The sequence below is a fragment of the Actinomadura sp. B10D3 genome, assembly GCF_039871695.1.
Classification (GTDB): domain Bacteria; phylum Actinomycetota; class Actinomycetes; order Streptosporangiales; family Streptosporangiaceae; genus Spirillospora; species Spirillospora madurae.
Genome location: NZ_JBDPLY010000010.1, coordinates 100,112 through 125,215 on the forward strand (window position 1 = coordinate 100,112; position 25,104 = coordinate 125,215).

At 72.5% G+C, this 25,104-nt stretch carries 25 protein-coding genes and 3 tRNA genes; 19 read left to right on the plus strand and 9 right to left on the minus strand.

Annotation, left to right across the window (positions count from 1 at the left end; genetic code table 11):
• Positions 1 to 110 precede the first annotated feature (110 nt).
• From ABGB11_RS17315 to ABGB11_RS17325, 3 genes are read left to right on the plus strand one after another with little or no spacing between them, the layout of a single operon-like run.
• On the plus strand, positions 111 to 878 hold the full coding sequence (locus tag ABGB11_RS17315; RefSeq protein ID WP_347633864.1) for a thioesterase domain-containing protein: 768 nt from the start codon (positions 111 to 113) through the stop codon (positions 876 to 878).
• Positions 875 to 1,162, plus strand: a complete 288-nt coding sequence (locus ABGB11_RS17320; protein ID WP_347633866.1) for an acyl carrier protein — start codon at positions 875 to 877, stop codon at positions 1,160 to 1,162. Before ABGB11_RS17315 ends, ABGB11_RS17320 begins: the two co-directional genes overlap by 4 nt.
• Positions 1,163 to 1,180: 18 nt before the next feature.
• Positions 1,181 to 1,891 carry a hypothetical protein gene (locus ABGB11_RS17325; protein ID WP_347633868.1) on the plus strand — a complete coding sequence of 237 codons (711 nt, stop codon included), beginning with the start codon at positions 1,181 to 1,183 and terminating at the stop codon, positions 1,889 to 1,891.
• 304 nt (positions 1,892 to 2,195) lie between these two features.
• On the opposite strand, the gene ABGB11_RS17330 is transcribed toward ABGB11_RS17325, so the two are convergent.
• The 5 genes from ABGB11_RS17330 to ABGB11_RS17350 form a co-directional block, all read right to left on the minus strand.
• Positions 2,196 to 2,270: transfer RNA gene (locus ABGB11_RS17330), tRNA-Val, on the minus strand.
• A gap of 14 nt (positions 2,271 to 2,284) precedes the next feature.
• Positions 2,285 to 2,355 (minus strand) — tRNA-Cys (locus tag ABGB11_RS17335).
• A 27-nt stretch (positions 2,356 to 2,382) separates the two neighbouring features.
• Positions 2,383 to 2,455, minus strand: a tRNA-Gly gene (locus ABGB11_RS17340).
• Between the two features lie 42 nt (positions 2,456 to 2,497).
• Positions 2,498 to 3,469, minus strand: coding sequence for a CHAP domain-containing protein (locus ABGB11_RS17345; RefSeq protein WP_347633870.1), 972 nt, complete (start codon positions 3,467 to 3,469; stop codon positions 2,498 to 2,500).
• A gap of 175 nt (positions 3,470 to 3,644) precedes the next feature.
• The gene (locus ABGB11_RS17350) at positions 3,645 to 4,442 is read right to left on the minus strand and encodes a universal stress protein (RefSeq protein ID WP_347633872.1); all 798 of its coding nucleotides are present in this window, start codon (positions 4,440 to 4,442) and stop codon (positions 3,645 to 3,647) included.
• Between the two features lie 88 nt (positions 4,443 to 4,530).
• Here ABGB11_RS17350 and ABGB11_RS17355 point away from each other — a divergent pair, with 88 nt between their 5' ends.
• Complete coding sequence (locus tag ABGB11_RS17355) at positions 4,531 to 5,133, plus strand: YceI family protein (RefSeq protein WP_347633874.1); 603 nt, start codon at positions 4,531 to 4,533, stop codon at positions 5,131 to 5,133.
• On the opposite strand, the gene ABGB11_RS17360 is transcribed toward ABGB11_RS17355, so the two are convergent.
• Complete coding sequence (locus ABGB11_RS17360) at positions 5,130 to 6,041, minus strand: LysR family transcriptional regulator (RefSeq protein ID WP_347633876.1); 912 nt, start codon at positions 6,039 to 6,041, stop codon at positions 5,130 to 5,132. The genes ABGB11_RS17355 and ABGB11_RS17360 overlap by 4 nt on opposite strands.
• 94 nt (positions 6,042 to 6,135) lie before the next feature.
• Here ABGB11_RS17360 and ABGB11_RS17365 point away from each other — a divergent pair, with 94 nt between their 5' ends.
• From ABGB11_RS17365 to ABGB11_RS17395, 7 genes are all read left to right on the plus strand, one after another.
• Positions 6,136 to 7,287: a TDT family transporter gene (locus ABGB11_RS17365; protein ID WP_347633878.1), complete on the plus strand. Its 1,152-nt coding sequence runs from the start codon at positions 6,136 to 6,138 to the stop codon at positions 7,285 to 7,287.
• Positions 7,288 to 7,363: 76 nt separating this feature from the next.
• Positions 7,364 to 8,443, plus strand: a complete 1,080-nt coding sequence (locus ABGB11_RS17370) for an LLM class flavin-dependent oxidoreductase (protein ID WP_347633880.1) — start codon at positions 7,364 to 7,366, stop codon at positions 8,441 to 8,443.
• Positions 8,440 to 9,033 carry an FMN reductase gene (locus ABGB11_RS17375; protein ID WP_347633882.1) on the plus strand — a complete coding sequence of 198 codons (594 nt, stop codon included), beginning with the start codon at positions 8,440 to 8,442 and terminating at the stop codon, positions 9,031 to 9,033. The genes ABGB11_RS17370 and ABGB11_RS17375 overlap by 4 nt, the downstream gene beginning before the upstream one ends.
• A gap of 48 nt (positions 9,034 to 9,081) precedes the next feature.
• Positions 9,082 to 9,429, plus strand: coding sequence for a metalloregulator ArsR/SmtB family transcription factor (locus tag ABGB11_RS17380; RefSeq protein ID WP_347633884.1), 348 nt, complete (start codon positions 9,082 to 9,084; stop codon positions 9,427 to 9,429).
• Complete coding sequence (locus tag ABGB11_RS17385; RefSeq protein ID WP_347633886.1) at positions 9,426 to 10,061, plus strand: SRPBCC family protein; 636 nt, start codon at positions 9,426 to 9,428, stop codon at positions 10,059 to 10,061. Before ABGB11_RS17380 ends, ABGB11_RS17385 begins: the two co-directional genes overlap by 4 nt.
• Positions 10,062 to 10,124: 63 nt before the next feature.
• Positions 10,125 to 12,350: a carbamoyltransferase HypF gene (gene hypF / locus ABGB11_RS17390; protein WP_347633888.1), complete on the plus strand. Its 2,226-nt coding sequence runs from the start codon at positions 10,125 to 10,127 to the stop codon at positions 12,348 to 12,350.
• Positions 12,351 to 12,399: 49 nt separating this feature from the next.
• Entirely contained in the window at positions 12,400 to 13,515 is a 1,116-nt protein-coding gene (locus ABGB11_RS17395) for a hypothetical protein (RefSeq protein ID WP_347633890.1), read from the plus strand.
• 22 nt (positions 13,516 to 13,537) lie between these two features.
• Here the strand turns inward: ABGB11_RS17395 and ABGB11_RS17400 are convergent, their stop codons facing one another.
• Positions 13,538 to 13,939 carry a TIGR03618 family F420-dependent PPOX class oxidoreductase gene (locus tag ABGB11_RS17400; RefSeq protein ID WP_347633892.1) on the minus strand — a complete coding sequence of 134 codons (402 nt, stop codon included), beginning with the start codon at positions 13,937 to 13,939 and terminating at the stop codon, positions 13,538 to 13,540.
• A 138-nt stretch (positions 13,940 to 14,077) separates the two neighbouring features.
• On the opposite strand from ABGB11_RS17400, the gene ABGB11_RS17405 reads away from it, so the two are divergent.
• The 7 genes from ABGB11_RS17405 to ABGB11_RS17435 all read left to right on the plus strand — a co-directional run bounded on the left by ABGB11_RS17405 (position 14,078) and on the right by ABGB11_RS17435 (position 22,058).
• Positions 14,078 to 15,790 carry an MFS transporter gene (locus tag ABGB11_RS17405; protein ID WP_347633894.1) on the plus strand — a complete coding sequence of 571 codons (1,713 nt, stop codon included), beginning with the start codon at positions 14,078 to 14,080 and terminating at the stop codon, positions 15,788 to 15,790.
• 98 nt (positions 15,791 to 15,888) lie between these two features.
• Positions 15,889 to 16,956, plus strand: a complete 1,068-nt coding sequence (locus ABGB11_RS17410) for a LacI family DNA-binding transcriptional regulator (RefSeq protein ID WP_347633896.1) — start codon at positions 15,889 to 15,891, stop codon at positions 16,954 to 16,956.
• A 42-nt stretch (positions 16,957 to 16,998) separates the two neighbouring features.
• Positions 16,999 to 18,219 (plus strand): extracellular solute-binding protein, encoded by a 1,221-nt coding sequence (locus ABGB11_RS17415; RefSeq protein WP_347633898.1) that lies wholly within the window; start codon positions 16,999 to 17,001, stop codon positions 18,217 to 18,219.
• 88 nt (positions 18,220 to 18,307) lie between these two features.
• Positions 18,308 to 19,507, plus strand: a complete 1,200-nt coding sequence (locus tag ABGB11_RS17420; protein WP_347633900.1) for an ABC transporter ATP-binding protein — start codon at positions 18,308 to 18,310, stop codon at positions 19,505 to 19,507.
• A complete protein-coding gene (locus ABGB11_RS17425) occupies positions 19,497 to 20,423 on the plus strand; it encodes an ABC transporter permease subunit (RefSeq protein ID WP_347633902.1) in 927 nt (308 codons plus the stop codon). The genes ABGB11_RS17420 and ABGB11_RS17425 overlap by 11 nt, the downstream gene beginning before the upstream one ends.
• Complete coding sequence (locus ABGB11_RS17430) at positions 20,420 to 21,274, plus strand: ABC transporter permease subunit (RefSeq protein WP_347633904.1); 855 nt, start codon at positions 20,420 to 20,422, stop codon at positions 21,272 to 21,274. The genes ABGB11_RS17425 and ABGB11_RS17430 overlap by 4 nt, the downstream gene beginning before the upstream one ends.
• Positions 21,275 to 21,293: 19 nt before the next feature.
• The gene (locus ABGB11_RS17435; RefSeq protein ID WP_347633906.1) at positions 21,294 to 22,058 is read left to right on the plus strand and encodes an SDR family oxidoreductase; all 765 of its coding nucleotides are present in this window, start codon (positions 21,294 to 21,296) and stop codon (positions 22,056 to 22,058) included.
• Here ABGB11_RS17435 and ABGB11_RS17440 read toward each other — a convergent pair.
• Entirely contained in the window at positions 22,055 to 23,062 is a 1,008-nt protein-coding gene (locus ABGB11_RS17440) for a hypothetical protein (protein WP_347633908.1), read from the minus strand. The two genes, ABGB11_RS17435 and ABGB11_RS17440, sit on opposite strands and share 4 nt — an antisense overlap.
• Positions 23,063 to 23,179: 117 nt before the next feature.
• Positions 23,180 to 24,319, minus strand: a complete 1,140-nt coding sequence (locus tag ABGB11_RS17445; protein WP_347633910.1) for a DUF2637 domain-containing protein — start codon at positions 24,317 to 24,319, stop codon at positions 23,180 to 23,182.
• Positions 24,320 to 24,653: 334 nt separating this feature from the next.
• Between ABGB11_RS17445 and ABGB11_RS17450 the strand changes: the two genes are divergently transcribed.
• Positions 24,654 to 25,037 carry a helix-turn-helix domain-containing protein gene (locus ABGB11_RS17450; protein ID WP_347633912.1) on the plus strand — a complete coding sequence of 128 codons (384 nt, stop codon included), beginning with the start codon at positions 24,654 to 24,656 and terminating at the stop codon, positions 25,035 to 25,037.
• Positions 25,038 to 25,104 lie beyond the last annotated feature (67 nt).

Sequence of the window (25,104 nt, forward strand, 5' to 3'; positions counted from 1 at the left end):
CATGCCCCGGGAAGAGGGGACAGCGGGGTGTCCTGGGTTTGCGGGACATGACGCCGAGCACGCGGCTCGCGAGCATGGACGGGTCAGCGTGCTACCGGTATGGAGGTGCCGTGCGAGCCTCATCGTCAGTCGACCGGGCGTTGGGGCCGCAGTGGTTCGTCCCGCTGAACGACGACGGTTCGCGACCGTACCGGGTGCTCGCGCTGCCGCAGGCGGGCGCGGGGTGTTCGGCGTTCGCCGGCTGCGCGGCCCTGTTGCCCGGCGACATCGGGCTGTGGGCGTTGAACCCCCCTGGCCGGCAGGCGCGGTTCGACGAGCCGCCGATCACCGACCTGGACGATCTCGTCGCCGCCATCGCGGCCGAACTCCCGCGCTGGACGGCGCGGCCCTACGTGCTCTTCGGGTACTGCTCGGGTGCGCTGATCGCGTTCCTGCTCGCGCGTGCTGTCGAGGCCGGGGCCATGCCGCCGCCCGTGGCGCTGGTCGTGGCCTCCTACCCCGCGCCGCACCTGGTACGACCCGACTCCGACCTGCACACGCTGCCGTCGGACGAGTTCTGGTCGCGGGTCCGGTCGTTCGGCGGCTTCCCGGTGACGCTCGCCGCGGAGCCGGACTACCGGGAGATATTCGAACCCGCGCTGCGCGCCGACTTCGCCGCCGTGTCCGGCTTCGGCTACGTGGACGGTCCACCGCTGGGCACGCCCGTGGTGGCGGTGGCCGGGCGCGATGACGGCACCGGCTCGGCCGGGGAACTGCGCGCTTGGGAGGCCCAGACCAGCGCCGGTTTCCGGATGGAACTCGTCGACGGCGACCACTGGCTGCTGGACGGTAGCCAGGCTGCGGTGATGGCCGTCGTCGAGCGGGAGCTCCGGCGGTGACGGAGCTCGAACGGCGGATCAGAGCCGCGTTCGCGAGCCGGGCCCCGCGGGGGCGCACCCTGACCGACCACACCAACTTCTTCGAGGCGGGTTTCACCTCGGTCATCCTGGCCGCCGTGCGCGCAGACCTGGACGGGGCCGGGCTCTCCCTCGGCATGGTCGACATGTTCCGGTACCCGACGCTCGCCACGTTGATCGAGGAAGTCGAAGCACGCGCGGCGGCGGGGACCGGGCGCCCGGTGCGCGCGAACCGGGCCGCCGCGCGGCTTCCCTGGGAGTCGTGACATCGAGGGGGATCAACCGTGTCAGAGCGCACGCGGCCCACGCCGCAGCGGCGAGCCGACCTGCCCGCGCACTGGATGTCCCGGCCTGCTCCCGGGCCGGACCCGAGAACGGCGTCGGCCTTCGACAGGCTGCTGGACCAGGCCGTCGAGGAGGGGCCGGCGCGGCCCATCGACTACCGGCTGCCGGCACCGAAGTGGCAGTTCCTCTGCCATGCCGCCGACCGAGCGGGCTTCGTGCTCCACGGAACGGGCGACTCCGGCATCACGTGCTTCGAACCGCGCCGGCCGGCGGACCCGTCCGAATTCGGCGGCCGGCGGGCGGTCTTCGCCGCGATGGACGGCATCTGGCCGATGTACTTCGCGGTCGTCGATCGGGTCGGGTACGCGATGACGTTGGTCACCGCGTGTATCCGGCTCAACGAAGACCAGGACGGCCCGTACTACTTCTTTTCGATCACCCGGTCCGTCCTCGAACGGCGACCGTGGCGCGAGGGAACGGTCTACCTCCTGTCCGCGGACGGGTTCGAGCCGCAGCCGCGGATCGTCTTCGGCGAAACCGAGGTCCGGATAGCCCAGGCCGCGAATCCGGCTCCGGTGAAGCCCGTCGCCAAACTCACCGTGCGGCCGACCGACTTCCCGTTCCTGCACCGGATCCGCGGCCACGACGACCAGCTGATGAAAGCTCGTGCCATGGCGGGCGACGTGTTCCCCTGGCGCGAGGACGATTGACGTTCCCGCAAATGCGCGATCCCCAGGCCGGACATCGTGCCTGACCTGGGGGGAGCGCGCAGGGGAGCGGCTGTGCGTTGTCCAGATGGTGCGCGTGGAGCGTCACCACTTTCGTCGGGTCGTGCTGCGGGTACGTCGTGTTCACCCGTACTGGCCGCACCCGCCCCGGCATGCGACCACATGCCGGGGCGACGGAACAGTTCTCATTCGCCCTGCGGCCAGGAGTTGCGCGCGACCGAGCGGTACCTTGCCTGACGCGGGTGACACCGCGCCGGCGCACACCTGACTGTGACCTGGGCATGAGTGGTGGGCGATACTGGGATTGAACCAGTGGCCTCTACCGTGTCAAGGTAGCGCTCTCCCACTGAGCTAATCGCCCTTGTGTGTGCTGCGAGGTGGAGACGGGATTTGAACCCGTGTACACGGCTTTGCAGGCCGTTGCCTCGCCTCTCGGCCACTCCACCAGAGCGAGGCCTGACGGGGCCTCTCAGAGCGGACGACGGGATTCGAACCCGCGACCCTCACCTTGGCAAGGTGATGCTCTACCAACTGAGCCACGTCCGCCTGCCGGTCCGGGGGTCGCCCCCCGGGCTCGCATGGACAACTCTAGCGGAATCCTGGAGTGGTTGCGTACCGCGCGGGCGGGGAGTCGGTGAGCTCGGCGTGCAGGGAGTTCCAGAAGTCGAGTTCCTTGTCCTCTTCGAGGTGGGCGATGCGGCCCCAGAACTCGCGGTCCTCGGCCTCGTGGGCGGCGGCGAGGGAGAGGGCGGGCATCAGGGTGGTGCCCGCGTCGGCCGCGTCGAGGTCGGCCGGGGTGACGTCGGCGGGGAGCGCGACGGGGGTGGACGGGCGGTGGTGCTTGCCGCGCTTGCGCACGCGGATCGGCGGCGTGGTGGGGGCCTTCGCGGCGGCGGCGCGGCCGGCGGCGAGGGCGACCGTGCCGCAGAGGACGAAGGCGAGGATCCCGCCGATGACGACCTCCTGCGTGGGCAGGTGGTGCTCGGGGGGTGCGGAGTGCTCCTGCTCCTGCGCGTGCGTCGTGGTGGCGGGGTCGCCGATCTTGTCGACGGTGGGGGCGGGGGCGGCGTGCTTCGGCGTGTACTTGGCCGCGACCTTGATCTTGGACGGGTAGCCGAAGCCGACGACGGTGTCCATGTCGCGGGTCTTGCGCATGAGCTTGTAGCCCTCGGCGTTGCCCTCGATCGTGTGCAGCGTGTGGCCGTCGACCTTCTCGACGATGCCGACGTGGTCGACCTGGTCGATGTCGCCGGAGCCGTTCCAGTCGTAGAAGACGATGGCGCCGGGCTCGGGGTCGTGGCCCCAGGCGTCGTGCTTCTTGAACCACTTGGCGTGCTCGACGGTGGAGGCGAACTGCCCGGCCTGCTCGGTGACGTCGGCCTTGTCGGCGGCCCAGGCGAGGAACATGTCGCACCAGGGGGCGGTCTTGAAGTAGGCGTCGTGGTCGCCGTCGACGTTCTTGGCGTACCAGTCGCCGAACTTCGTGTAGCCGTCGCCCTTCTCGGTGTAGCCGAGCTCCTTCTTGGCGATGTCGAGCAGTTTCTTGCCGATGGCGTCCATGTCGCTCCCTGCCGCACCTCGCTCGTCCGGGCAGGGTGGCGCCCGACCGGGGGGACGGAACGCGCCGCGGTCCCCGGCCCGGGGGGTTCAAGGTCACGTTCCGATCTCGACGGAATGTAGCCGAGGTAAAAGGTGGGCGGCAACCCGTTCCCCGGAACCGGTCAAAAGGGACTACTCAGTAGTAGCCACGCGGGAGGACGGTGACCGGACAGGGGGCGGCGCGCAGGACCTTGAGCGCGGTCTCGCCCACGAAGACCCGGTGCGCGGCCGCGTCCTCGCTGGACGCGCAGACGAGCAGCTCCCCGTCGGGCCAGTCCACGTCGTCCAGGGCGTCGGCGACGTCGTCGCCCTCGGCGAGCTCGGCGGAGACCTCCTCGGGGGGCAGGTCGGCCGAGTCCAGCGCGAGGCGGATGGCGAGGGCCAGGTCGTCGCGGAGCCGCTCGGCGTTCACGTCGCCGATGGCCAGCGTGACCAGCCGGAGCGGGACCTCCAGCCGCTCGGCGGCCTGGGCGGCGCGGATGACCGCCTCCTCGCACTGGGGGCGCCGGACGTACATGACCGTGATGCGGCCCAGCTCGTCCGGCGGGACGTAGCCGGACGGGGCGAGCATCACGGCCTCGGTCGCCGAGTGCAGCAGGTGGTCGGCGGCGGCGCCGACGCCGATGCGGCCGCGGGCGCCGCCCTCGGGGGAGCCGACGACGATCAGGTCGGCGCCGATCCGGCTGGCGAGCACGGTGAGGCCGCGGCCGACGCTGCGCCCCTCCTGGACGTGCAGGTCCGCGGGCCACCCGTCGAGCGGCGCCTGGTCGAGCGCCGCGCGCGCCTCCCCGGCCGCGGCGGGCAGGTCGGGCGGGTGGACGGTCGCCACGCTGAGCCGGCCGCCGGTCAGCGCGACGATCCCGCGCGCGAGGTCGAGCGCCTCCCGGCCGCCCGCGTCCGGGACGTAGCCCGCGAGCACGTGTTCACCGATCATGCCCCTGAGCATTCCCCCGGAGGGTCGTCGCAGACCAGTGGTGATTTGCGGTAGTTTTTCCTGGTTGTCGCGAGTTTGGGGGAGTTTCATGGGGGCCGAGGTGACCGACCTCAGACCCGGACGCTGGACCATCGACCCGGTGCACAGCGAGATCACCTTCGCGATCCGGCACCTGATGACGACGGTGCGCGGGTCGTTCCCCGACTTCGGGGGCGAGGTCGTCGTCGCGGACGATCCGCTGGAGTCCACCGCCCGCGCGGAGATCCGGATGGGCTCCATCGACACCCGCAGCGCCGAGCGGGACGAGCACATCCGCTCCGCCGAGTTCCTGGACGTGCGGCGGCACCCGGTGATGATGTTCGCCGGAACCGGAGTGGAACGTGCCACCATCGGCCGCCGCGCCCGCAGCCCCCGCTACCACCTGGACGGCGACCTGACGATCAGGGACGTGACCCGTCCCGTCCGGCTGCTGACCGAGTTCCACGGCGTGAGCTCCGACCCGTGGGGCGGCGTCCGCGCCGGGTTCACCGCGACCGCGGCCATCAGCCGCCGCGCCTTCGGCATCGAGTTCAACGTCCCGCTGCAGGGCGACCGGGTCATGCTCGGCGACGAGGTCGCGATCGCGCTGGAGATCCAGGCGGTGCTGGCCGCGGCCGACGCCGACCCGGACGCCGCCGAGGCCTCGGCCTAGCCGCGCGGCGCCCCGCGGGTCAGGCCCAGCAGGTCGCGGGCCGGGCCTGCGGGACGCTGCCCGGCCGGCCACACCGCGCGCAGCGGCCGGGAGAGGTCCAGCTCGGGGACGGGGACGCTGATCAGCCGCCCGGCGGCCAGCTCGTCCGCGACGGCCAGGTCGCTGACCACGACCGGGCCGGCACCCGAGACGGCCGCCGCCTTCAGCGCGGTGGTGGACGCGAGCTGCAGCAGCGGGGACGCCGTCCCGCCGTGCGAGGCGAGCGCCCGGTCGAGGACCTCGCGCGTCCCCGAGCCCTGCTCGCGCAGGACGAGGGGCGTGGCCGCCAGCTCGGCCGCGGTAACCCCGGACCGCCGCCGCGCCCAGGCGTGGCCCGCGCCGACCACGACGACGAGCCGGTCGGTGGCGACGACGGTTCCGCTCAGGCCCGCCGGGGTCCGGGTGCCCTCCACGAACCCGAGGTCGGCGCTGCCGCCGCGGACCTCCTCGGCGACCACGGTCGAGTTCGCGGTCCGCAGCGTCACCGCGACGCCCGGCCGGACGGTCTTGAGCGTCACCAGCCAGCCGGGCATCAGGTACTCGGCGACGGTCAGGCTCGCCACGACGCGCAGCCGCCCGTCCCGGCGCTCGCGCAGCGCGCCGAGGCCCGCGTCGAGCGCCTCCGCCGCCGCGATCACCTGCCGGGCCCACTCGGCGACGAGGGCGCCCGCCTCCGTGGGGCGCGAGCCGCGGGGCGACCGTTCGAGCAGGGCCACGCCGGCCTGCCGCTCCATCGAGCGGATGCGGGCGCTGGCGGCGGGCTGGGTGACGCCGAGCTCGGCCGCCGCCCGTCCGACGCTGCCCAGCCGGACGACGGCGAGCAGCAGTTCGAGGGCGCCCAGGTCGGGGACACGGTGCGACACGGCCATGCCCCGAATGCTACGTGACTCATAAGGCCGCCTTATGAGCCCATAGGGCCATGGCGTCTACCGGCGCGACCGCCGGCGGCGGACTCTGGAGGGCATGAGCCTCCCGACCCTGCACGGCGCCCCGCTGGGCGCGCTCGACCGTCCCGCCGAGGCGTTCCGTCACCTCGGGCCCAACTGGTACGCGGCCGTGATGGGGACGTCGATCGTCGGGACCGGTGCCCGCGCGCTGCCGGTGAACGTCCCCGGTCTGCACGCGTTCGCCGTCGCCGTGTGGATGCTCTCGCTGGCGATGCTCGCCGCGCTGATGGCGGCGCGTGCCGTCCATGTCGTCCGGCACCCGGACGTGGCCCGGTCCCAGCTCCTGGACAACCCCGCCACCGCCGTGTTCTACGGCTGCCCGCCGATGGCGCTGCTCGCCGTCGGGTACGGCACGCTCGTGCTCGGCCCGCCCGTGATCGGAAACAGCGCGGCGATCGCGCTGGACGCCGTCCTGTGGACGCTCGGCACGGTCTACGCCGTGGCCGTCGCGGCCGGCGTCCCCTACCTCATGATCACCCGGCACCGCCTGGAACCGGGCTCGGCGGACCCGACCTGGCTGCTGCCCGTGGTCGCGCCGATGGTCGCCGCGGCGCTCGGGCCCGCGCTCGTCCCTCACCTGCCGGAGGGGCAGGCCCGTGCCACGCTGCTGTTCGGGTGCCACGCGATGTTCGGCGCGAGCCTGCTCGCCACGCTCGTCCTGCTTCCGGGCATCTGGACGCGGCTCGCCGGCGGCCGGCCGTCGCCGGTCGCCCTCACCCCCGCGCTCTTCCTCGTCCTCGGGCCGCTCGGGCAGTCGACGACGGCGGCCGTCCAGATCGCGGACGCGGCGGGCGCGGCGGACGCCGTCCCCGGATACGCGGCGGCCATGCGCGCGTTCGCCGTCCTCTACGGCGCCCCCGTGATGGGGTTCGCGATGCTCTGGCTTGTCCTCGCGGGCGCCGCGAACCTGCGGGCCCTGCGCGGCGGGATGCCGTTCGCGATGACGTGGTGGGCCTTCACCTTCCCGGTCGGGACGTGCGTGACCGGCGCCTCCGGCCTGTACAAATTCACCGGCCTGGACGCGCTCGCCGGGCTGGCCGTGCTCCTCTACCTGCTGCTCGTCACGGCCTGGGCGGTCGCCGCGGTCCGGACCCTCCAGGGCGCGGTCAGCGGCCGGCTCTTCCTGCCGCCGCGTCCCGCCGCGCCCGCCGTCCCCGCCGCGTCCTAGACCGGGCGCAGGAATACCGGCCCGCCTCCCGGGGTTCGCTAAGATGGTTGAACGTTCTACTATCTGGAGGCCGGGCATGCAGTTCGGGATCTTCACGGTCGGCGACGTCACGCCCGACCCGACCACCGGGCGCACGCCGTCCGAGGCCGAGCGGATCAGGGCCATGGTCGCGATCGCCGAGAAGGCCGAGGAGGTGGGCCTGGACGTCTTCGCGACCGGGGAGCACCACAACCCGCCCTTCGTGCCGTCCTCCCCGACGACGATGCTCGGCTACATCGCGGCCCGCACCGAGCGGCTGATCCTGTCCACCGCGACCACGCTGATCACCACCAACGACCCGGTGAAGATCGCCGAGGACTACGCGATGCTCCAGCACCTCGCCGGCGGCCGGGTGGACCTGATGATGGGGCGCGGCAACACCGGCCCCGTCTACCCGTGGTTCGGCAAGGACATCCGCGACGGGATCCCGCTGGCCATCGAGAACTACCACCTGCTCCACCGGCTCTGGCGCGAGGACGTCGTCGACTGGGAGGGCAGGTTCCGCACCCCGCTGCAGTCGTTCACGTCGACCCCGCGCCCGCTGGACGGCGTCCCGCCGTTCGTCTGGCACGGGTCGATCCGCAGCCCGGAGATCGCCGAGCAGGCCGCCTACTACGGCGACGGCTTCTTCGCCAACCACATCTTCTGGCCCAAGGAGCACTTCCAGCGCCTCATCGGCCTCTACCGGCAGCGGTTCGAGCACTACGGCCACGGCTCCGCCGACCAGGCGATCGTCGGGCTCGGCGGGCAGGTGTTCATGCGCAGGAACTCCCAGGATGCCGTCCGCGAGTTCCGCCCGTACTTCGACAACGCCCCCGTCTACGGGCACGGACCGTCGCTGGAGGAGTTCACCGCCGAGACGCCCCTCACCGTCGGCAGCCCGCAACAGGTCATCGACAAGACGCTGACGTTCCGCGACCACTTCGGCGACTACCAGCGCCAGCTGTTCCTGATGGACCACGCGGGGCTTCCGCTGAAGACCGTCCTGGAGCAGATCGACACGCTGGGGGAGGAGGTCGTGCCCGTCCTGCGCAAGGAGTTCGAGTCGCTGCGCCCGGCGCACGTCCCCGCGACCGCCCCGACCCATGCGTCCCGTCTCGCAGAGGGGGTCGAGTGACCACGCTCGCCGTCGTCTCCGCCGGACTCGGGCAGCCGTCGTCCACGCGGCTGCTCGCCGACCGCCTCGCGGCCGCGACCGCCGAGGCCCTGCACGCCGACACCGCCGTCGAGACGATCGAGCTGCGCGACCATGCGCACGCCATGGTCGACGCCACCCTGACCGGCTTCTCGTCGGGGCTGCTCCGCGCCGCCGTCGGAACGGTGGTGAACGCGGACGGCCTCATCGCCGTCACGCCCGTCTTCAACGCGTCTTACACCGGCCTGTTCAAGACGTTCTTCGACGTCCTCGACCGGGAGGCCCTGGAAGGCACGCCGGTGCTGCTCGGTGCGACCGGCGGCACCGCCCGCCACTCCCTGGCGATCGACTACGCCATGCGGCCGCTGTTCGCCTACCTGCGCGCCGGCGTCGTCCCGACCGCCGTGTACGCGGCGTCCGAGGACTGGGGGAGCGGCGAGACGGCCCTGCCCGACCGCATCGCCCGCGCGGGCGCGGAACTCGCCGCCCTGATGGAGGCGCGTCCGGCTCGGGTCAAGGACGACCCGTACGAGAACCCCGTTCCCTTCGAGCAGCTCCTCGCCGGACGCTGACGCTTCCTAAGCCTTGGCTTATATAAGCTGAGGCTGTACCTTGGGCACGTGCACGCGTTCGATGTACTGGGCGACCCCGTACGGCGCCGGATCCTGGAGCTGCTCGCCGACGGCGAGCGGTCGTCCGGCGACGTGACGGCCGTCGTCCGGGAGGAGTTCGGGATCTCGCAGCCCGCGGTCTCGCAGCATCTGAAGGTCCTGCGCGACAGCGGGTTCGCGGTGGTGCGGGCGGAGGGGACGCGGCGGATGTACGCCGTCGACTCCGCGCCGCTGCAAGAGGTCGACGCATGGCTCGACCGCTTCCGCCGGTTCTGGACGCCGCATCTCGACGCCCTGGCGACCGAGATCGCCCGGGGCAGGCGCGCACGCCGCAACGACCCAGGGAGCGAGAAATGATCGAAGTCACCGGGCAGATCAACGCGGTCCGGCGCAAGGTCGGCGAGCGGGTGCTGGAGGCCGGCACCGCGCGGACGGCGACCGTCAGCCAGGTCTACGACACCGACGTCGAGGACCTGTGGGACGCCGTCACCAACCCCGAGCGGATCCCCCGCTGGTTCCTGCCGATCTCGGGCGACCTCCGGCTCGGCGGCCGGTACCAGATCGAGGGCAACGCGAGCGGGACGATCGAAACCTGCGACCCGCCCAAGAGCTTCTCCGCGACCTGGGAGTACGGCGGCCAGACGTCCTGGATCGAGGTCCGGCTGGCCCCGGAGCAGGACGGCCGGGCGCGCTTCGAGCTGGAGCACATCGCCCACGTCGACGACGGCATGTGGGACCAGTTCGGACCCGGCGCCGTCGGCATCGGCTGGGACATGGGGCTCCTCGGCCTCGCCCTTCACCTGGCGACCGGCAAGAACGCCCCGGAGGAGGTCGGGCCCGACTGGGCCACGACGGACGAGGGCAAGGACTTCACCCGGCAGAGCGGCGAGGCCTGGCGCCGGGCGCACGTCGAGTCGGGCGCCGACGAGGAGGTCGCCCGCGCCTGCGCGGACCGCACCATCGCCGCCTACACCGGAGAGGCGGAATGATCCCGGGGCGGGATCGCTGACACGCCCCGCGGGTCCCGGGAGCGCACCCGCTGACCGGGCAGAATGTGCCGGGTGGACGTCCGGGTGGGGGTCCGCGTCGAAGGGGTCGTGCAGGGCGTCGGCTTCCGGCCGTTCGTGCACGGGCTCGCCACCGGCCTCGGCCTGTCCGGGCTGGTCGGCAACGACGCGGGCGGAGTGTTCATCGAGGTCGAGGGCGCGCCCGACGTGGTCGGGCGGTTCCTGGACGGCCTGCGCACGCGCCCGCCGCGGCTGGCCGTCGTCGAGCGCGTCACGGTCCGCGACCTGGCCGCGGCCGGCCGCGACGGGTTCGTCATCGTGGGCAGCGACGCGTCGGGCGAGCGCCGCGCCCTGGTCTCCTCGGACTCGGCGACCTGCGACGACTGCCTGCGCGAGATGCGCGACCCCGCCGACCGGCGGCACGGCTACGCGTTCATCAACTGCACGAACTGCGGGCCGCGCTTCACGATCGTCAGGGACGTCCCCTACGACCGGCGCAACACGACCATGGCGGGCTTCGCGATGTGCGGCGAGTGCGCCGCCGAGTACGAGGACCCGGCCGACCGCCGGTTCCACGCCCAGCCGGTGTGCTGCCCGTCCTGCGGCCCGTCGCTCAGCGTGCACCCCTCCGGCGGCGACCCGCTGGAGGCCGCGCGGTCGATGCTCGCGGACGGCGCCGTCCTCGCGGTCAAGGGCCTCGGCGGCTACCACCTCGCCGCAAGGGCGGCGGACGGCGGCGCCGTCGGCGCGCTGCGCGCCCGCAAGCACCGCGAGGACAAGCCGTTCGCCGTCATGGTCCCCGATCTGGCGGCGGCGCGGGCCCTCTGCGTCCTCTCCGGCGCCGAGGAGGCGCTGCTGACCGGACCGCGGCGCCCGATCGTGCTCGCGCGCCGCCGGCCGGACGCGGACCTCGCCGACGCGGTCGCGCCCGGGAACCGGTCGCTCGGCCTCATGCTGCCCTACACCCCGCTCCACCACCTCCTGGTCACCGAGCCGCTGGTGCTGACCAGCGGGAACGTCTCGGACGAGCCGATCGCATACCGCGACGCCGACGCCCTCGAACGCCTCGGCGGCATCGCCGACGGGTTCCTCCAGCACGACCGTCCCATCCACACGCGCACCGACGACTCGGTGGTGCGGGTCTTCGCCGGCCGGACGCTGCCGCTGCGCCGGTCACGCGGCTACGCGCCCGAACCGATCCCCATCGGGGACGGCCCGCCCCTCCTGGCGTGCGGGGCCGAGCTCAAGAACACGCTCTGCCTGGCCCGCGGTGGCCGGGCGTTCGTCTCCCACCACATCGGCGACCTGGAGAACCACGAGACGCTCCGCGCCTTCGAGGAGGGCATCGCCCACTTCCGGCGGCTCTTCGACATCACGCCCGAACTCCTCGCCCACGACCCGCACCCCGAGTACCTGTCGACGAAGTACGCGCTCGACCAGGACCTGCCGTCGGTCGCCGTCCAGCACCACCACGCCCACATCGCGTCCTGCCTCGCGGACAACGGCGCGGACGGCCCGGTCATCGGGGTGGCGTTCGACGGCACCGGATACGGCACGGACGGGACGCTCTGGGGCGGCGAGTTCCTGGTCGCCGACCTGCGCGGCTTCGAGCGCGCCGGCCACCTGGAACCGGTTCCGTTGCCCGGCGGCGCGGCCGCGATCCGCGAGCCCTGGCGCATGGCCGCCGCCTACGGCGTCCCGGACGGGCTGCCGGTGGCGCGCCGCGACGACTGGCCCGCGGTCGTGCGGATGGCCCGGCGCGGGATCAACGCTCCGCTCACGTCCAGCATGGGCCGCCTGTTCGACGCGGTCGCGGCCGTTCTCGGCATCAGGGACCGGGTCAACTACGAGGGCCAGGCGGCGATCGAGCTGGAACAGCGCGCGGATCCGGCGGAATCCGGTGCGTACAGGGCGTCCTTCAGCGGTGCGCCGTCCTTCGTCGTGCGGGGCCGCGATCTTCTGGACGCCGTGGTGGCCGACGTCGGCGCCGGGGTCCCCGTCCCGGTGATCGCCGCGCGCTTCCACAACGGCGTCGCGGCCCTCATCGTGGACGGCGCTTCCCGCGTCCGCGAGACGACGGGGCTCGCCACGGTGGCGCTCTCCGGTGGCGTGTTCCAGAACATGCTCCTGCTGGACCGCGCGGTGTCCGGCCTGGCCGGCGCGGGTTTCGACGTCCTCACCCATCACCGCGTCCCGCCCAACGACGGCGGCATCAGCCTCGGCCAGGCCGCCGTCGCCACAGCCCGCCACCGGCCGCGGGACGCCATGTGATCGGCCGAAAACGGGCGCGCCCTCGGCCTCCGGACGGCATGATCATCGTATGGACGACAGGGACGAGCGGCAGCCCCTTTCATGGCGGATCCGGCGGTGGGCCGGGCCACTGGCGATGGCCGTGGCGGTCGCCGCCTCCATCGGCGCGGTGCGGCTGCTGGCGGACGGGCACACCTCGCCCCCTGGCCCCCTGACCGATCGCGAGCCGCGCTTCCTCCTGACGGTCTGGGACACCGGAGACTCCCCGCACGGGAGCGGGCGGAAGCCGTGGTTGCAGGTCCGCTCGTTCCAGCAGGACGGCCGATCGCGGCCGGTGGACTCGGTCCGGCCGCCGGAGTCCGCGGGCAACGCACAGGAGATCATCGAAGCGCCCCGAGGCAGGTTCGTCGTCTCCTCGCTTCGCGAGGACCCGTGCGAGAGCCGGCTGTACGGGTTCGAGCTCACCGACGACGGCCATGTGAAGGACATCGAACCGCTGGGGAAGGGCGACGTCGTCCCGGCACGCGTCGCCGGCCTGGCGATGAGCCCGGACGGTGCCCGCCTCGCCTACGCGACGGCACCGTGCACGGACGATCCGCAGGCTCCGGTCTCACCCGCCACGCTGACGGTTCTCGACATCGCCTCGAACGAACGCCGCACGTGGACGACCGCCACCCCGTCCCTCATCGGCGAGATCGCCTGGGCGCGCGACGACCGCACGCTCGGTTACACCCTCAGCGACGTCCGCCAGGGCAGGCCCGCCGGAAACGGATCGCCGGGCATACGAGGTGAAAGCACGGTCGAGAACGTCACCGTCCATGCCCTCGACACCGGCGGGAAGGGCACCGATCTCGGAGGGGGGCGCATCCTGTTCCGCCAGCAGGACGGCTCCGGGACGGTCACCACCGCGGTGATGGATCCGGACGGCCGCACAGGTTTCGGTGCCCTGAAGCGTGAACGGCCCGCGAGCACGGTCTTCTTCTCCTTCGCCGAAGGCGAGCCGATGCGCGTGACGGGCACCATCGAGCGGACGCGGAACATGGTGTCCCTGATCGCCGTCTCCGGCGAGGGCGAACGGCGCTATGCCTGCCTGGGCGGCATCGACTCCTTCGGCAGGGTGGTCGACGGCGCCTTCGCGAACCGGCCGGGCCCGACCTCCGGCTGCGGATCCGCCTACGGCTACTGACCGGGCCCGCCGCGCGGCCGGATCACAGGTTGCCGAGGACCCGGGTCGCGGTGATCTCTATCACGACGCGGTGCGGGTTGGGGCGCGGCGGCTTGTAACGGAGGGTGTAGAGCCGCTCGGCGAGGGCCACGGAGGCCTCGTCCGTCCGCACGACCGCCCGGCCCTCGACGGTGGCCCAGCGGCGGCCGTCCACCTGGGTCACGGCGACCGGAAGGCCCGCCTCGCCCGCCTGCCGGACGTGCCGCGCCTTCGCCGAGGAGGCCGAGGTGATCACGCGGACGGTGCCGCCGTCCAGCGTGGCGCCGACGGGCACGGCGTGCGGGGTGCCGTCCGGGCGGAGCGTGACGAGGACGCACACGCGGCGCTCCCGCCAGAAGGCGACGAGCCGCTCGTCGGCCAGGTCGAGCCGGTGCTTACCCCCCACTCGCAGGATCTTAGGCGCTCTCGCGGAGGTCGCACCCTGCCCGCCCCCGGGTGAGAGCTCCGCTCCCTTCGCCGCGATGGCAGGGAAGGCCGGGTTTATGCTTAGTTAGCGTAGGAAACTATTTGCCCGGGGGTGCGCGTGCCGTCCAAGCACTATCCATGGGTCGCGCTCAGCAACACGACGCTGGGCATGCTGCTCGCCACGGTCAACTCGTCGATCGTGATCATCTCGCTGCCGGCGATCTTCCGCGGCATCCGCCTCAACCCGCTGGAGCCGGGCAACGTCAGCTACCTGCTGTGGATCCTCATGGGCTACATGCTCGTCTCGGCGGTGCTGGTGGTCACGCTCGGCCGGCTCGGCGACATGTTCGGCCGCGTCCGGATGTACAACGCCGGGTTCGCGGTGTTCACGGTCGGGACGCTCGTGCTGGCCCTGGATCCGTTCCGCGGCGGCGCCGGGGCGCTCTGGCTCATCGGCTGGCGGATCTTCCAGGGGATCGGCGGCGCGCTGCTCATGGCGAACTCGGCGGCGATCCTCACCGACGCGTTCCCGGCGCACCGGCGCGGCATGGCGATGGGCGTCAACCAGGTCGCGGGCATCGCCGGCACCTTCATCGGCCTCGTCGCGGGCGGGCTGCTGAGCGAGATCAACTGGCGGCTGGTGTTCTTCGCCTCCGCGCCGATCGGGATCGTCGGGACGGTCTGGGCGTACCGGAGCCTGGTGGAGACCGCCACGCGGGCGGTCGGGGCGCGGATCGACTGGCTGGGCAACGTCACCTTCGCTGCCGGGCTCACCGGCCTGCTCGCCGCGATCACCTACGGCATCCAGCCGTACGGCGGGCACGACATGGGCTGGACCAACCCGTGGGTGATCGGCGGGATGGCCGGCGGCGTCGCGGTCCTCGCCCTGTTCTGCTGGATCGAGACCCGGGTGGCGCAGCCCATGTTCCACCTCGGGCTGTTCCGCATCAGGGCGTTCGCGGCCGGGAACGCGGCCGGGCTGCTCGCCGCGATCTCGCGCGGCGGGATGCAGTTCATGCTGATCATCTGGCTGCAGGGCATCTGGCTGCCCCTGCACGGCTACGACTACGAGGACACGCCGCTCTGGGCGGGCATCTACCTGCTGCCGCTGACCGCGGGATTCCTCGTCGCCGGTCCCCTCTCGGGGCACCTGTCCGACAGGCACGGCGCCCGCGCCTTCGCGTCCGGCGGGCTGGTGTTGTCCGCGCTGGCGTTCGCCGGTCTGCTGCTGGTCCCGACCGACTTCGGGTACACCACGTTCGCGCTGCTGATCTTCCTGAACGGGGTCGGCTCCGGGCTGTTCGCCGCGCCCAACACCACCGCCATCATGAACTCGGTGCCGGCGGACCAGCGCGGGGTCGCGTCCGGCATGCGCGCCACCTTCATGAACGCCGGCATGGTGCTGTCCATCGGGGTGTTCTTCTCGCTGATGATCGCGGGGCTGTCCGACACGCTGCCGCGGACGCTGACGCGGGGGCTGACCGAGCACGGCGTTCCGGCGGGCCCGGCCGCGCAGGTGGGCGGGCTCCCGCCGGTCGGCACGCTGTTCGCCGCCTTCCTCGGCTACAACCCGATCCAGAACCTGCTCGCGCCGTTCCACGTCCTCGGCCGGCTCGCGCCCGACGACGCCGCGACGCTCACCGGGCGCTCGTACTTCCCGCACCTGATCTCCGAGCCGTTCCACCACGGGCTCGTCATCGTGTTCGGCCTGGCGATCGCGATGTCGCTGGTGGCGGCGCTGGTGTCGCTGCTGCGCGGCCGCCGGTACGTGCACGACGACGACGTCCGCGCCGAGCCCGAACCGCAGAAGGCGGGACGCGCGGCCGCCTGACCGCCCCCCGATCGAGCCCCCGGCCCACCCCGCCCGGCCGGGGGCTTTTTCGCGCCGCCTATTGACACTGTTCCGCAAACGTTTTCATAATCCTCGGCATGACCGAGGAGCGCACGGGCACCGGCGGCGGGCCGACCGGACGCCGGAACGCCGACGGTTCGCGCGCCTCGATCCGGGCCGTGGCGAATCTCGCCGGGGTGTCGCCGTCCACGGTCTCGCGCGCCCTGAACACCCCGGAGCTCGTCAACGCCGAGACCCGGCGGCGCGTGCTCGACTGCGCCGAGCGGCTCGGCTACCAGCCGAACCGGGCGGCGCAGACCCTGGTCCTCGGCCGGACCCGCAACGTCGGGCTGATCGTCCCCGACATCGCTAACCCGTTCTACGCCCCGTTCATCAAGGGGGTGGAGGCCTACTTCCGGGACACCGAGTTCGCGGTGTTCCTCGCCGACACCGACGAGGACACCGAGACCGAGAGCAGGCTGGCCGAGGCCATGATCGAGCGGGTGGACGGGCTGATCCTGTGCGCCCCCCGCATGTCCGGGACGCGCCTGAGCGCCGTCGCGTCCAGGACGACCGTGGTCCTCGCCAACCGCACCAGCCGCAACGCGCCCTCGGTCCTGCTGGACTTCCAGCCCGGCATGGACCAGGCGGCCGCGCACGTCCACGCGCTCGGCCACCGCAGGTGCGCCTACCTCGCCGGCCCGGCCAACTCCTGGTCGAACCGGCAGCGGCGCAAGCTGCTCGGCGCCGCCTGCGCCGAGCGCGGCATCGAGCTGGTCGACCTCGGCCCGTACGAGCCGCGCTTCACCGGCGGGTACCGGGCCGCGGACGAGGTGCTCGCCGCGGACGTGACCGCGGCGTTCGCCTACAACGACCTGGTCGCGCTCGGGGTGCTGTCACGGCTCACCGCGCGCGGCGTGCCCGTGCCCGGCGAGCCCGGTTCGTCCGGCGGGCTCAGCATCGTCGGGGTCGACGACGTCCCCATGGCGTCGATGACCAATCCACCGCTCACCACGGTGGCGATCCCGGTCAACGCGCTGTCGCGCGCCACGGCCGCCACCATGCACGTACTGCTCGACCCCGGGGCGCGCAAGGCGCCTCCCGCGCCGCCGGCCTCCGAGCTGGCGACCCGACTCCTCATCCGCGGCACCACCGGGCCCGTCTGAGCCCGGCGCCGGAGGACCCGTCCTGCCAGGAGGACCCACCCCATGAGAACTCCCCGATCCGCCCTCCTCACCGCCGCGACCGCCGCCGGCCTGCTGCTCGCCGCCTGCGGGGCGCCCGACTCGGGCGGGAAGGCCGCGTCCGAACCCGCCGCCGCGGACGTCAAGCTGCCGGACAAGGCCGTCACCCTCAACATCATCGACGTCGCCGGGAACCTCCAGCTCACCCAGCAGATCTTCGAGAACTACACCAAGGAGCACCCGGACCGCGTCAGCAAGATCACCTACACCAAGGCGACCGCGCCCGAACTGGCCGGCAAGGTCAAGGCCCAGCAGGACGCCGGGCGGCTCGACATCGACCTCGTCCTCACCGGCACCGACGGGCTCTCCGCGGGCCTGGAGCAGAACCTGTGGGTCGACCTGGTCGGCAAGTACTCCGACAAGCTGCCCGACCTGAAGACGCAGTACCTGGAGCCCGCGTCCAAAATGCAGGACCTCGCGCAGGGCAAGGGCGTGACCGTGACGTACTATCCGTCCGGCCCGCTGCTGGAGTACAACCCGAAGAAGGTCCCGGACCCGCCGAAGACGGCCGAAGAGCTGCTGGCCTGGGCGAAGGCGCACCCGAACAAGCTGGAGTACGCGCGGCCGTCCAACTCCGGTCCCGGGCGGACGTGGCTGATGGGCCTGCCCTACATCCTCAAGGACTCCGACCCCAAGGACCCGAACAACGGGTGGACCAACACCTGGAAGTACCTGAAGGAGCTGGACAAGTACATCGAGTACTACCCGACCGGCACCACGCAGACGATGAAGGAGCTGGGCGAGGGCACCCGCGACATCATCCTCAGCACCACCGGCTGGGACATCAACCCGCGCGTGCTCGGCCAGGTGCCGAAGGACGTCAAGATCCAGCCGCTCGACGGCTTCACGTGGGTCACCGACGCGCACTACATGGTCGTCCCCAAGGGCGTCTCCGGCGAGAAGCTGGCCGTCCTGCTCGACCTGATGAAGTACGCGCTCCAGCCGAAGCAGCAGGCGATCACCTTCGACAAGGGCTACTTCTACCCCGGCCCGGCCGTGAAGGGGGTCACGCTCGACATGGCGCCGGCCGACAGCCAGCAGGCGATCAAGGAGTACGGACGTCCCGAGTACGACAAGCTCATCGCCGACAACCCGAAGGCGCCGCCGCTGGACGCCAAGGCCCTGGTCGCCGCCTTCGACCGCTGGGACCGCGAGATCGGCGGCCAGAAGGTCAAGAAGTCATGACGACGAACACAACACCACGAGGCCGCTCCGCAAGCTCCGAGTCCTCGGTAGGAGCCCCAGGCCCCATGTCTTCGGTGTGGGGGGCGGTATGACTGTGGGGAGCGTGGTGGAGAAGGACGCGCGGGCGGCGTTCGGGCATCTGCGGCTGGACGGCGTGACGCGGCGGTTCGGTAGGACGGCCGCGCTGAGCGGGTTCGACCTGCGCATCGAGGGCGGCGAGTTCATCGCGCTGCTCGGGCCGTCCGGCTGCGGCAAGTCGACCGCGCTGAACTGCCTGGCCGGGCTGCTGCCGCTGTCGGAGGGCGCGATCTGGCTGGACGAGGAGCGCATCGACACGCTGCCTCCGGAGCGCCGCGGGTTCGGGATGGTGTTCCAGAACTACGCGCTGTTCCCGCACCTGACCGTCCGCAAGAACGTGGCGTTCGGGCTGTCGGTCCGGCGGGTCGGGAAGGCCGAGACCGCCCGCCGGGTGGACGAGGCGCTGCGCACGGTCGAGCTGACCGAGCACGAGCACAAGCTGCCGGGCCAGCTGTCGGGGGGCCAGCAGCAGCGCGTCGCCATCGCCCGCGCGATCGTGCTCCGCCCGAAGCTGGTGCTGATGGACGAGCCGCTGTCCAACCTGGACGCCAAGCTCCGCGTGCAGATGCGCACCGAGATCCGCCGCATCCACCAGCAGCTCGGCCTGACGACCGTGTACGTCACGCACGACCAGGAGGAGGCGCTCGCGCTCGCCGACCGGGTCGTGGTGCTGCGGTCCGGAAAGATCGAGCAGATCGGGACGCCCGAGGAGGTCTACACCTACCCGGTCAGCACCTACATCGCCGGGTTCATGGGCTACCGGAACCTGCTGGAGCTGCCCGTGCTGCCGTCCGGCGGGGGCGACGGCGGCGTCACGCTCGGCGAGCGGGGCGGGCTCACCCTGACCGGGGTGAGCCGGCAGCCGATCACCGGGGCGCGGGCGGTCGCCGCCGTCCGGCCGGAGGACTTCCGCGTCGCCGGGTCCGCGGACCGGGAGGCGGGGGAGAACCTCGTGACCGTCCGGGTGGAGGTGTCGGAGTTCCACGGGCGCGAGGTCGCCGCCGAGGGCGTCACCGACGACGGCCGCGTCGTCCACTTCCGGTCGCCGGAGCGGATCGCGCCGGGGGAGCGGGTCACGCTGGCCGTCTCCCCGGACCGCGTGCTCGTGTTCGGCGAGAGCGTGCGGGAGGCCGCGGAGGCGCTCGACGAACCCGCCGCCGGGGCGCTCGGCGTGCCGGCGGGCGAGGCGGGAGGCACGGATGGCGGTTGAGGCCCCCGCGCGCCCCGAGGCGCCGCCGTCCCGGCGCGGCGGCCTGCGGCACCGGCTCGCCGAACGCGGCGTGGACCGGGTCCTGCTCCTGCTGGTGCCCGCCGTCCTCGTCGTCGGCCTGCTGTTCCTCTACCCGATGCTGTACGGGGTGGGTCTGTCGCTGCAGCCGAAGAACGGCGGCGGCCCGCTCGGCAACTACTCCGACTTCTTCAAGGACTCCTACCAGCGCGGCACGATCTGGAAGACGCTCAAGCTCGCGCTCCCGGCGGCGCTGATCAACGTCGGCGCGTCGGTGCCGATCGCGTACCGGCTGCGCGGCAGGTTCCGGGGGCGCCGCGTGCTGACGGCGCTGCTCGTCCTGCCGGTGACGCTCGGCACCGTCCTGGTGGCGGACGGGCTGCTGCGCTACCTCGGCCCCCGGGGCTGGTTCAACCGGGTGCTGCTCGACCTGGGGATCGTGGACGAGCCGGTCCGGCTGATCTACAACTACTGGGGCGTGCTGCTCTCGCTGCTCATCACCGGGTTCCCGTTCGCGTTCCTGCTGGTGCTCTCCTACATGTCGGGCATCGACCCGACGCTGGAGCGGGCCGCCGCGACGCTCGGCGCGGGGCCCTGGCAGCGGATGCGGCGGATCGTCCTGCCGCTGCTCGCCCCGGGCCTCGCGACCACGTTCGTGCTGGCGTTCGTGCTGGCCTTCTCGGTGTTCCCGTCGGCGAACCTCGTCGGCGAACCGGCGGGCGAGACCCGGGTGATGGCGATCGCGGCCTACCAGGCGGCGTTCGAGAAGTACGACTACTCGATGGCCTCGACCATCGCCGTGCTGATGGGCGTGTTCGAGCTGCTCGTCATCTCGGTCACGCTGCTGCTGCGCGGCCGCCTCTACACCGGGCCCGCGATGGGAGGTAAGGGATCATGACCGCCGTCTCCCGCCCGCGCGGGCTGCCGAAGGGCCGGCTGAGCGGCTGGGCCGTCTGGCTGTGCGTCGCGTTCTTCCTGGTCAACCTGGCCGCGCTGATCCTGTCCGTGGTCGTCAACTCGTTCGGGACCAGGTGGTTCGCGGGATGGCTGCCGCAGGGCTTCACCGGCGCGTGGTACTCCGACGCGTGGGAGGAGTTCGCGCTCGGCGAGGTGCTGACCGTCACCCTGGAGATCACGCTCGTGGTGGTGGCGCTCTCGCTGCTGATCGGCGTCCCCGCCGGGTACGCGCTGGCGCGCCGCGACTTCCCGGGCAAGCGGATCGTGATGTTCCTGCTGCTGCTCCCGGTGCTGCTGCCGCCGATCACCTACGGCATCCCGCTCGCGACCGTCCTGTACAAGGTGCACCTGGCGGGGACGATGACGGGCGTCATCGCGGCGAACCTCGTCCCTGCCCTGCCGTTCGTCGTCCTCGTGATGACGCCGTTCGTGGAGCAGATCGACGCGAACGTGGAGTCGGCGGCGCGGATGTGCGGGGCCCGCACCCGGCAGGTGTTCACGCGGGTGCTGGTGCCGCTGCTGCTGCCCGGCATCCTCGCCGCCGGCATCCTGGTGCTGGTCCGGACCGTCGCCATGTTCGAGCTGACGTTCCTGGTCGCGGACGCCGACAGCCAGACGCTGATCGTCTCGCTGTACAGCGCCGCGTTCACCCCCGGCATCCGCGCCGCCCAGGCCATCGACGCGATGGCCGTGATCTACATGGCCCTGTCGGCGATCCTGCTCGTGATCGCCCTGATGTTCGTCAACCCGACACAGATCGTCGCCCAGGTGAGGGAGGCCCCGGCCGAATGAGCCCAGCGGAGAAGAGGGCATGCGAATGAGCAGCGTCCGGTTCGACTACACGGGGGAGCGGGTCCTGGTCACCGGCGCCGCGGGCCTGATCGGCCGCGCGCTGGTGCGGCGCTTCGCCGGCGCGGGCGCGCGGGTGCTCGCCGTGGACGTGGACGAGGAGGGGCTCAAGGTCTTCGACGGCGACCCGCGGGTCGCGACGATGGTCGGCGACCTGGCCCGCGAGGACGTCGCCGACGCGGTCTTCGCCAGGCTCCTGCGGGACGGCGGCCTGGACGTGCTCGTCAACAACGCGGCGATGACCGAGGTGCGCACCCCGTTCATCGACATCAGCGCCGGGCTGTGGGACGCGATCATCTCCGCGAACCTGCGCTCGGCCTACCTGCTGTCGGTGCGGGCCGTCCGGCACTGGCGCGACACCGGGCGGGGCGGCGCGATCGTCAGCCTGTCGTCGCCGGGCGGCTCCCGGGCCCACGAGGACCAGAGCGCCTACGACGTGACCAAGGCGGGCATCGAGGCGCTCAGCCGGGCGATCGCCGTGGAACTCGGCGGGCTCGGCATCCGGGCGAACTGCGTCGCCCCGGCCAGCGTCGTCGGGGAGATCCGGCCCGCCACCGACATCCCGGCCGGCCGCACCACCGCGCCGGAGGAGGTCGCGGACGCGGCGCTGTTCCTGGCGTCCCCGGCGGCGGAGCAGCTCAACGGGCACGTCCTGCGCGTGGACGGCGGGCTGCACGCGCGGCTGCGCACCGACCCGGCCCAGGAACAGCAGCGCGCTCCTGCCTAGGAGGCCTCGGGCGCCGGGCACGGTGCCGTGGGCGCGGGCGGTTCCGCGGAGGACGCCGGCGCCGGACTGCGCGAGGGCTCATGCGCGGGCGGCCGGGTGGGGCCGGTCCGGCGCAGGTTGTGCCGCTTCATGACGGCCTGCAGGTCGGGCCTGCCGCCCGTGCCGTCGGCGTCGGCCAGCGCCGGGCACGCCCACGCGTCCTGCCGCCCCCACGAGTAGCTGATGTCGAACGCGGGGCGCGGGACGAGCCGGTCCCACCGCCGGAGGATGGACGAGAGTTGCGCCTCGTCCGGCAGCCGCCAGTGCCGTTCGCCGTCGTTGCACGACTGACCGAACGTCTGGAACACGGGGACGATCATGCGCCGCGGGAATCCGGCGCGCGCGGCCTGCCCGACCATGGTGTCGATCGCGTCGAGGTCGCAGCCCCCGCCGCCCGTCCGGCACGGGTAGGGGTCGAGGCCGATGAGGTCGAGATGGGTCGCGGACGGCCTGAGCGGGCGCATCGGCCAGTCGGTCAGCGAGGCGAACGCGGCCTGCCCCGGCGCGTACCGGTGGACGATGTCCGCGCGCCGCCGGATCTTGCCGACGATGCCGGGGCACTCGTCCGGGTTCGGCTCGTCGGACAGGTACCAGCCGTAGACGCGGTCGTTCCCGGCGAACCGCTTCACCGTGGCCGCGAACGCGGCGTCGCTCTCCTGCTGGAAGGCGCCGCAGGTGGTGTTGCCGACCCACAGCAGGGCGCGTCCGCCGTCGGGCAGCGCCGCGATGTCGTCCTCGTCGGGGTCGGTGTCGAACAGGTCGTAGCCGAGCGCGGCGGCCTTGGCGCGGTCTCCGGCCGGCATGTTCAGCGCAAGATGCAGGGTGCCGCTCGCGCGCTGGTGGGCGGCGGGACGCGCGGCGGCGTCCCCCGGCGAGGGGGCGATCAGGTATCCGGTGACGGCGCCCGCGAGGGCGGCCGCGGCGGCCACCGCGGCCAGGTGCACTGCGGCCCGTTGCGTCTTCATCGGCTCTCCCGGCGTCGCTGGTGCGCCCAGCGTCGCACGGACGGAGCGTGATCACGGGAATACGCGACGGACCGGCCGCCCGCAACGGCGGGGGCGGCCGGTCCGGAAAAGCCCGGGTCAGACGCGCCAGGACTGGACGAGCGCGTCCAGCGTCGCCTGGTCGTAGACGATCCCCTGGGACGCCAGCTCCTGGGCGACCAGCTCGCCGTCGCCGTGGTGCTTGGCGAGCAGCCGGTACACCGCGTACGGGAACCAGTGGTTGTCGCTGATCCGCTGGATCTCCGCCTCGTCGCAGATGTAGCCCTCGGCCCGGACCTCGGCGAGCGTCCCGGCGACGTCCCCGTGCCGGCGTTCGAGGATGTCGATGACGAGGGCGCGCAGGTTCTCCGGGTTGGGGGCGGCCGCCGGTGCCGGTTCCTCGGTGGCGGTGCCGTAGGAGCTGCGCCCGTTGAGGCTGTTGCCGCGGGCGGCGGCGCTGACCACGGCCAGTTCCGGCTCCGGTTCGGGTTCCGGCTGCGGAGCCGGAGGGGGGGCCGGCGCGGGGTCGGGGGCGGGCCTCTTCGGGGCGGTCGTGGGAGCGGCGGCCTGGGCGGGCGCGTCGGCGGCGGACTCGCGCGCGGCCTCGGCCTTCTGCTGCGGCGCGGTGGCGGCCGGGGCGCCCGACTCGATCGCCTTGCCCGAGTGCCCGGGGACCTGGATCTGCGGGAACGGGCCGGTGTTGCGCAGCGGCATCAGCGTGATCTGGTTCAGCGTGACCGGCCCGGCGATCGCCCGCGTCTGCGGCTCGGGCGGCTTGGTCTCCTCCTCTTCATCGTCCGCCACGTACCGGTGCAGGGTCCGCAGCAGGACGAAGAGGCCCAGCATGGACACTATCGGCGGTACGGCGGCCGTCGCCTGGTAGGAGAACGTCTTGTGCCCGACGTGCCCGACGTTGAAGATGAGGCTGGCCGTCCAGCCGGCGATGGCGATGGACAGCGGCAGGCAGAAGTCCAGCCAGCTCATCAGCGTCCGGCGGCGCAGCACGAAGGCGTCTATGGCCAGCAGGAAGAGCCCGAGCTCTCCGACGATGATGAACAGGTCGACCAGCAGGGGGAAGGACTCGGCCTTCCAGCCCCGCAGGCCGTGTTCGAGGGCCCAGTGGTAGAGCCCGGCATAGGATTGGGCGAAGCCACCGGCGGTGGCGGTCAGGACCGCGGCCGCCATGAAGGCGATGGCTCCCCACCGTGTGATGACCTGTGCCCGGTTGGCAGCGCTCATGCGGCGTGTGCTCCCAGATTTCCTTACACAACCAAGAGTGATCGCAGGGAGACTATCCATTCCTTTGCCGTTTCGTGGGCGATTCGCATCACGTCTCGGTCGCACTTCCGGGAAACCGCCGATCGGTGCCACCGGCCGCTGCACGGCTGAATTGTCCTATTGTGTCCATCTATTGGCTAGAACGGACGGTCCCGCCGCTCCACGCTGGGTTTTTGGCGCCGACTGCCGAAGTCCTCCCGCAGCGTCGTGCTGACTCGCTCATTGACCTTCCTGACACGCCATAGAAGCCTGGCGGGTGGCGTCCGAGACCTCGTTCGCAGACCGGAGGAGCGTCATGTCCACGCTCGCAGGAAGCTCGGACCGTCTCCTGCTCGCCTCGGCGTTCGAGCGGATCGAGGCGTGGATCGAGGGGCGGCTGCACGACCCGTCCCTGTCCCCGGCGTCGATCGCGGCGGCGCACCACATCTCCGTCCGCCAGCTGTACCGGGTGTTCCGGCCGTCCGGCACGACCGTCGCGCGGCACATCCGCGCCCGCCGCCTGGAGAACTGCCGCCGCGAGCTCGCCGACCCGCGCTTCGGCGCGGAGCCGATCGGCGCGATCGCCGATCGCTGGGGCATGTCCGACGCCGCCGCCTTCAGCCGTGCCTTCCGCGCCGCCTACGGCCAGACCCCGACCGCGTACCGCGCCCGGACCGCGGGCATCCGGCGGGGCGGTTAGCGCCGCGCGCGCCGGAGGCGGCGCGCCGTGGTGAACTGGAGGCGATGCCGGCAGGTGTGAAGGGAGA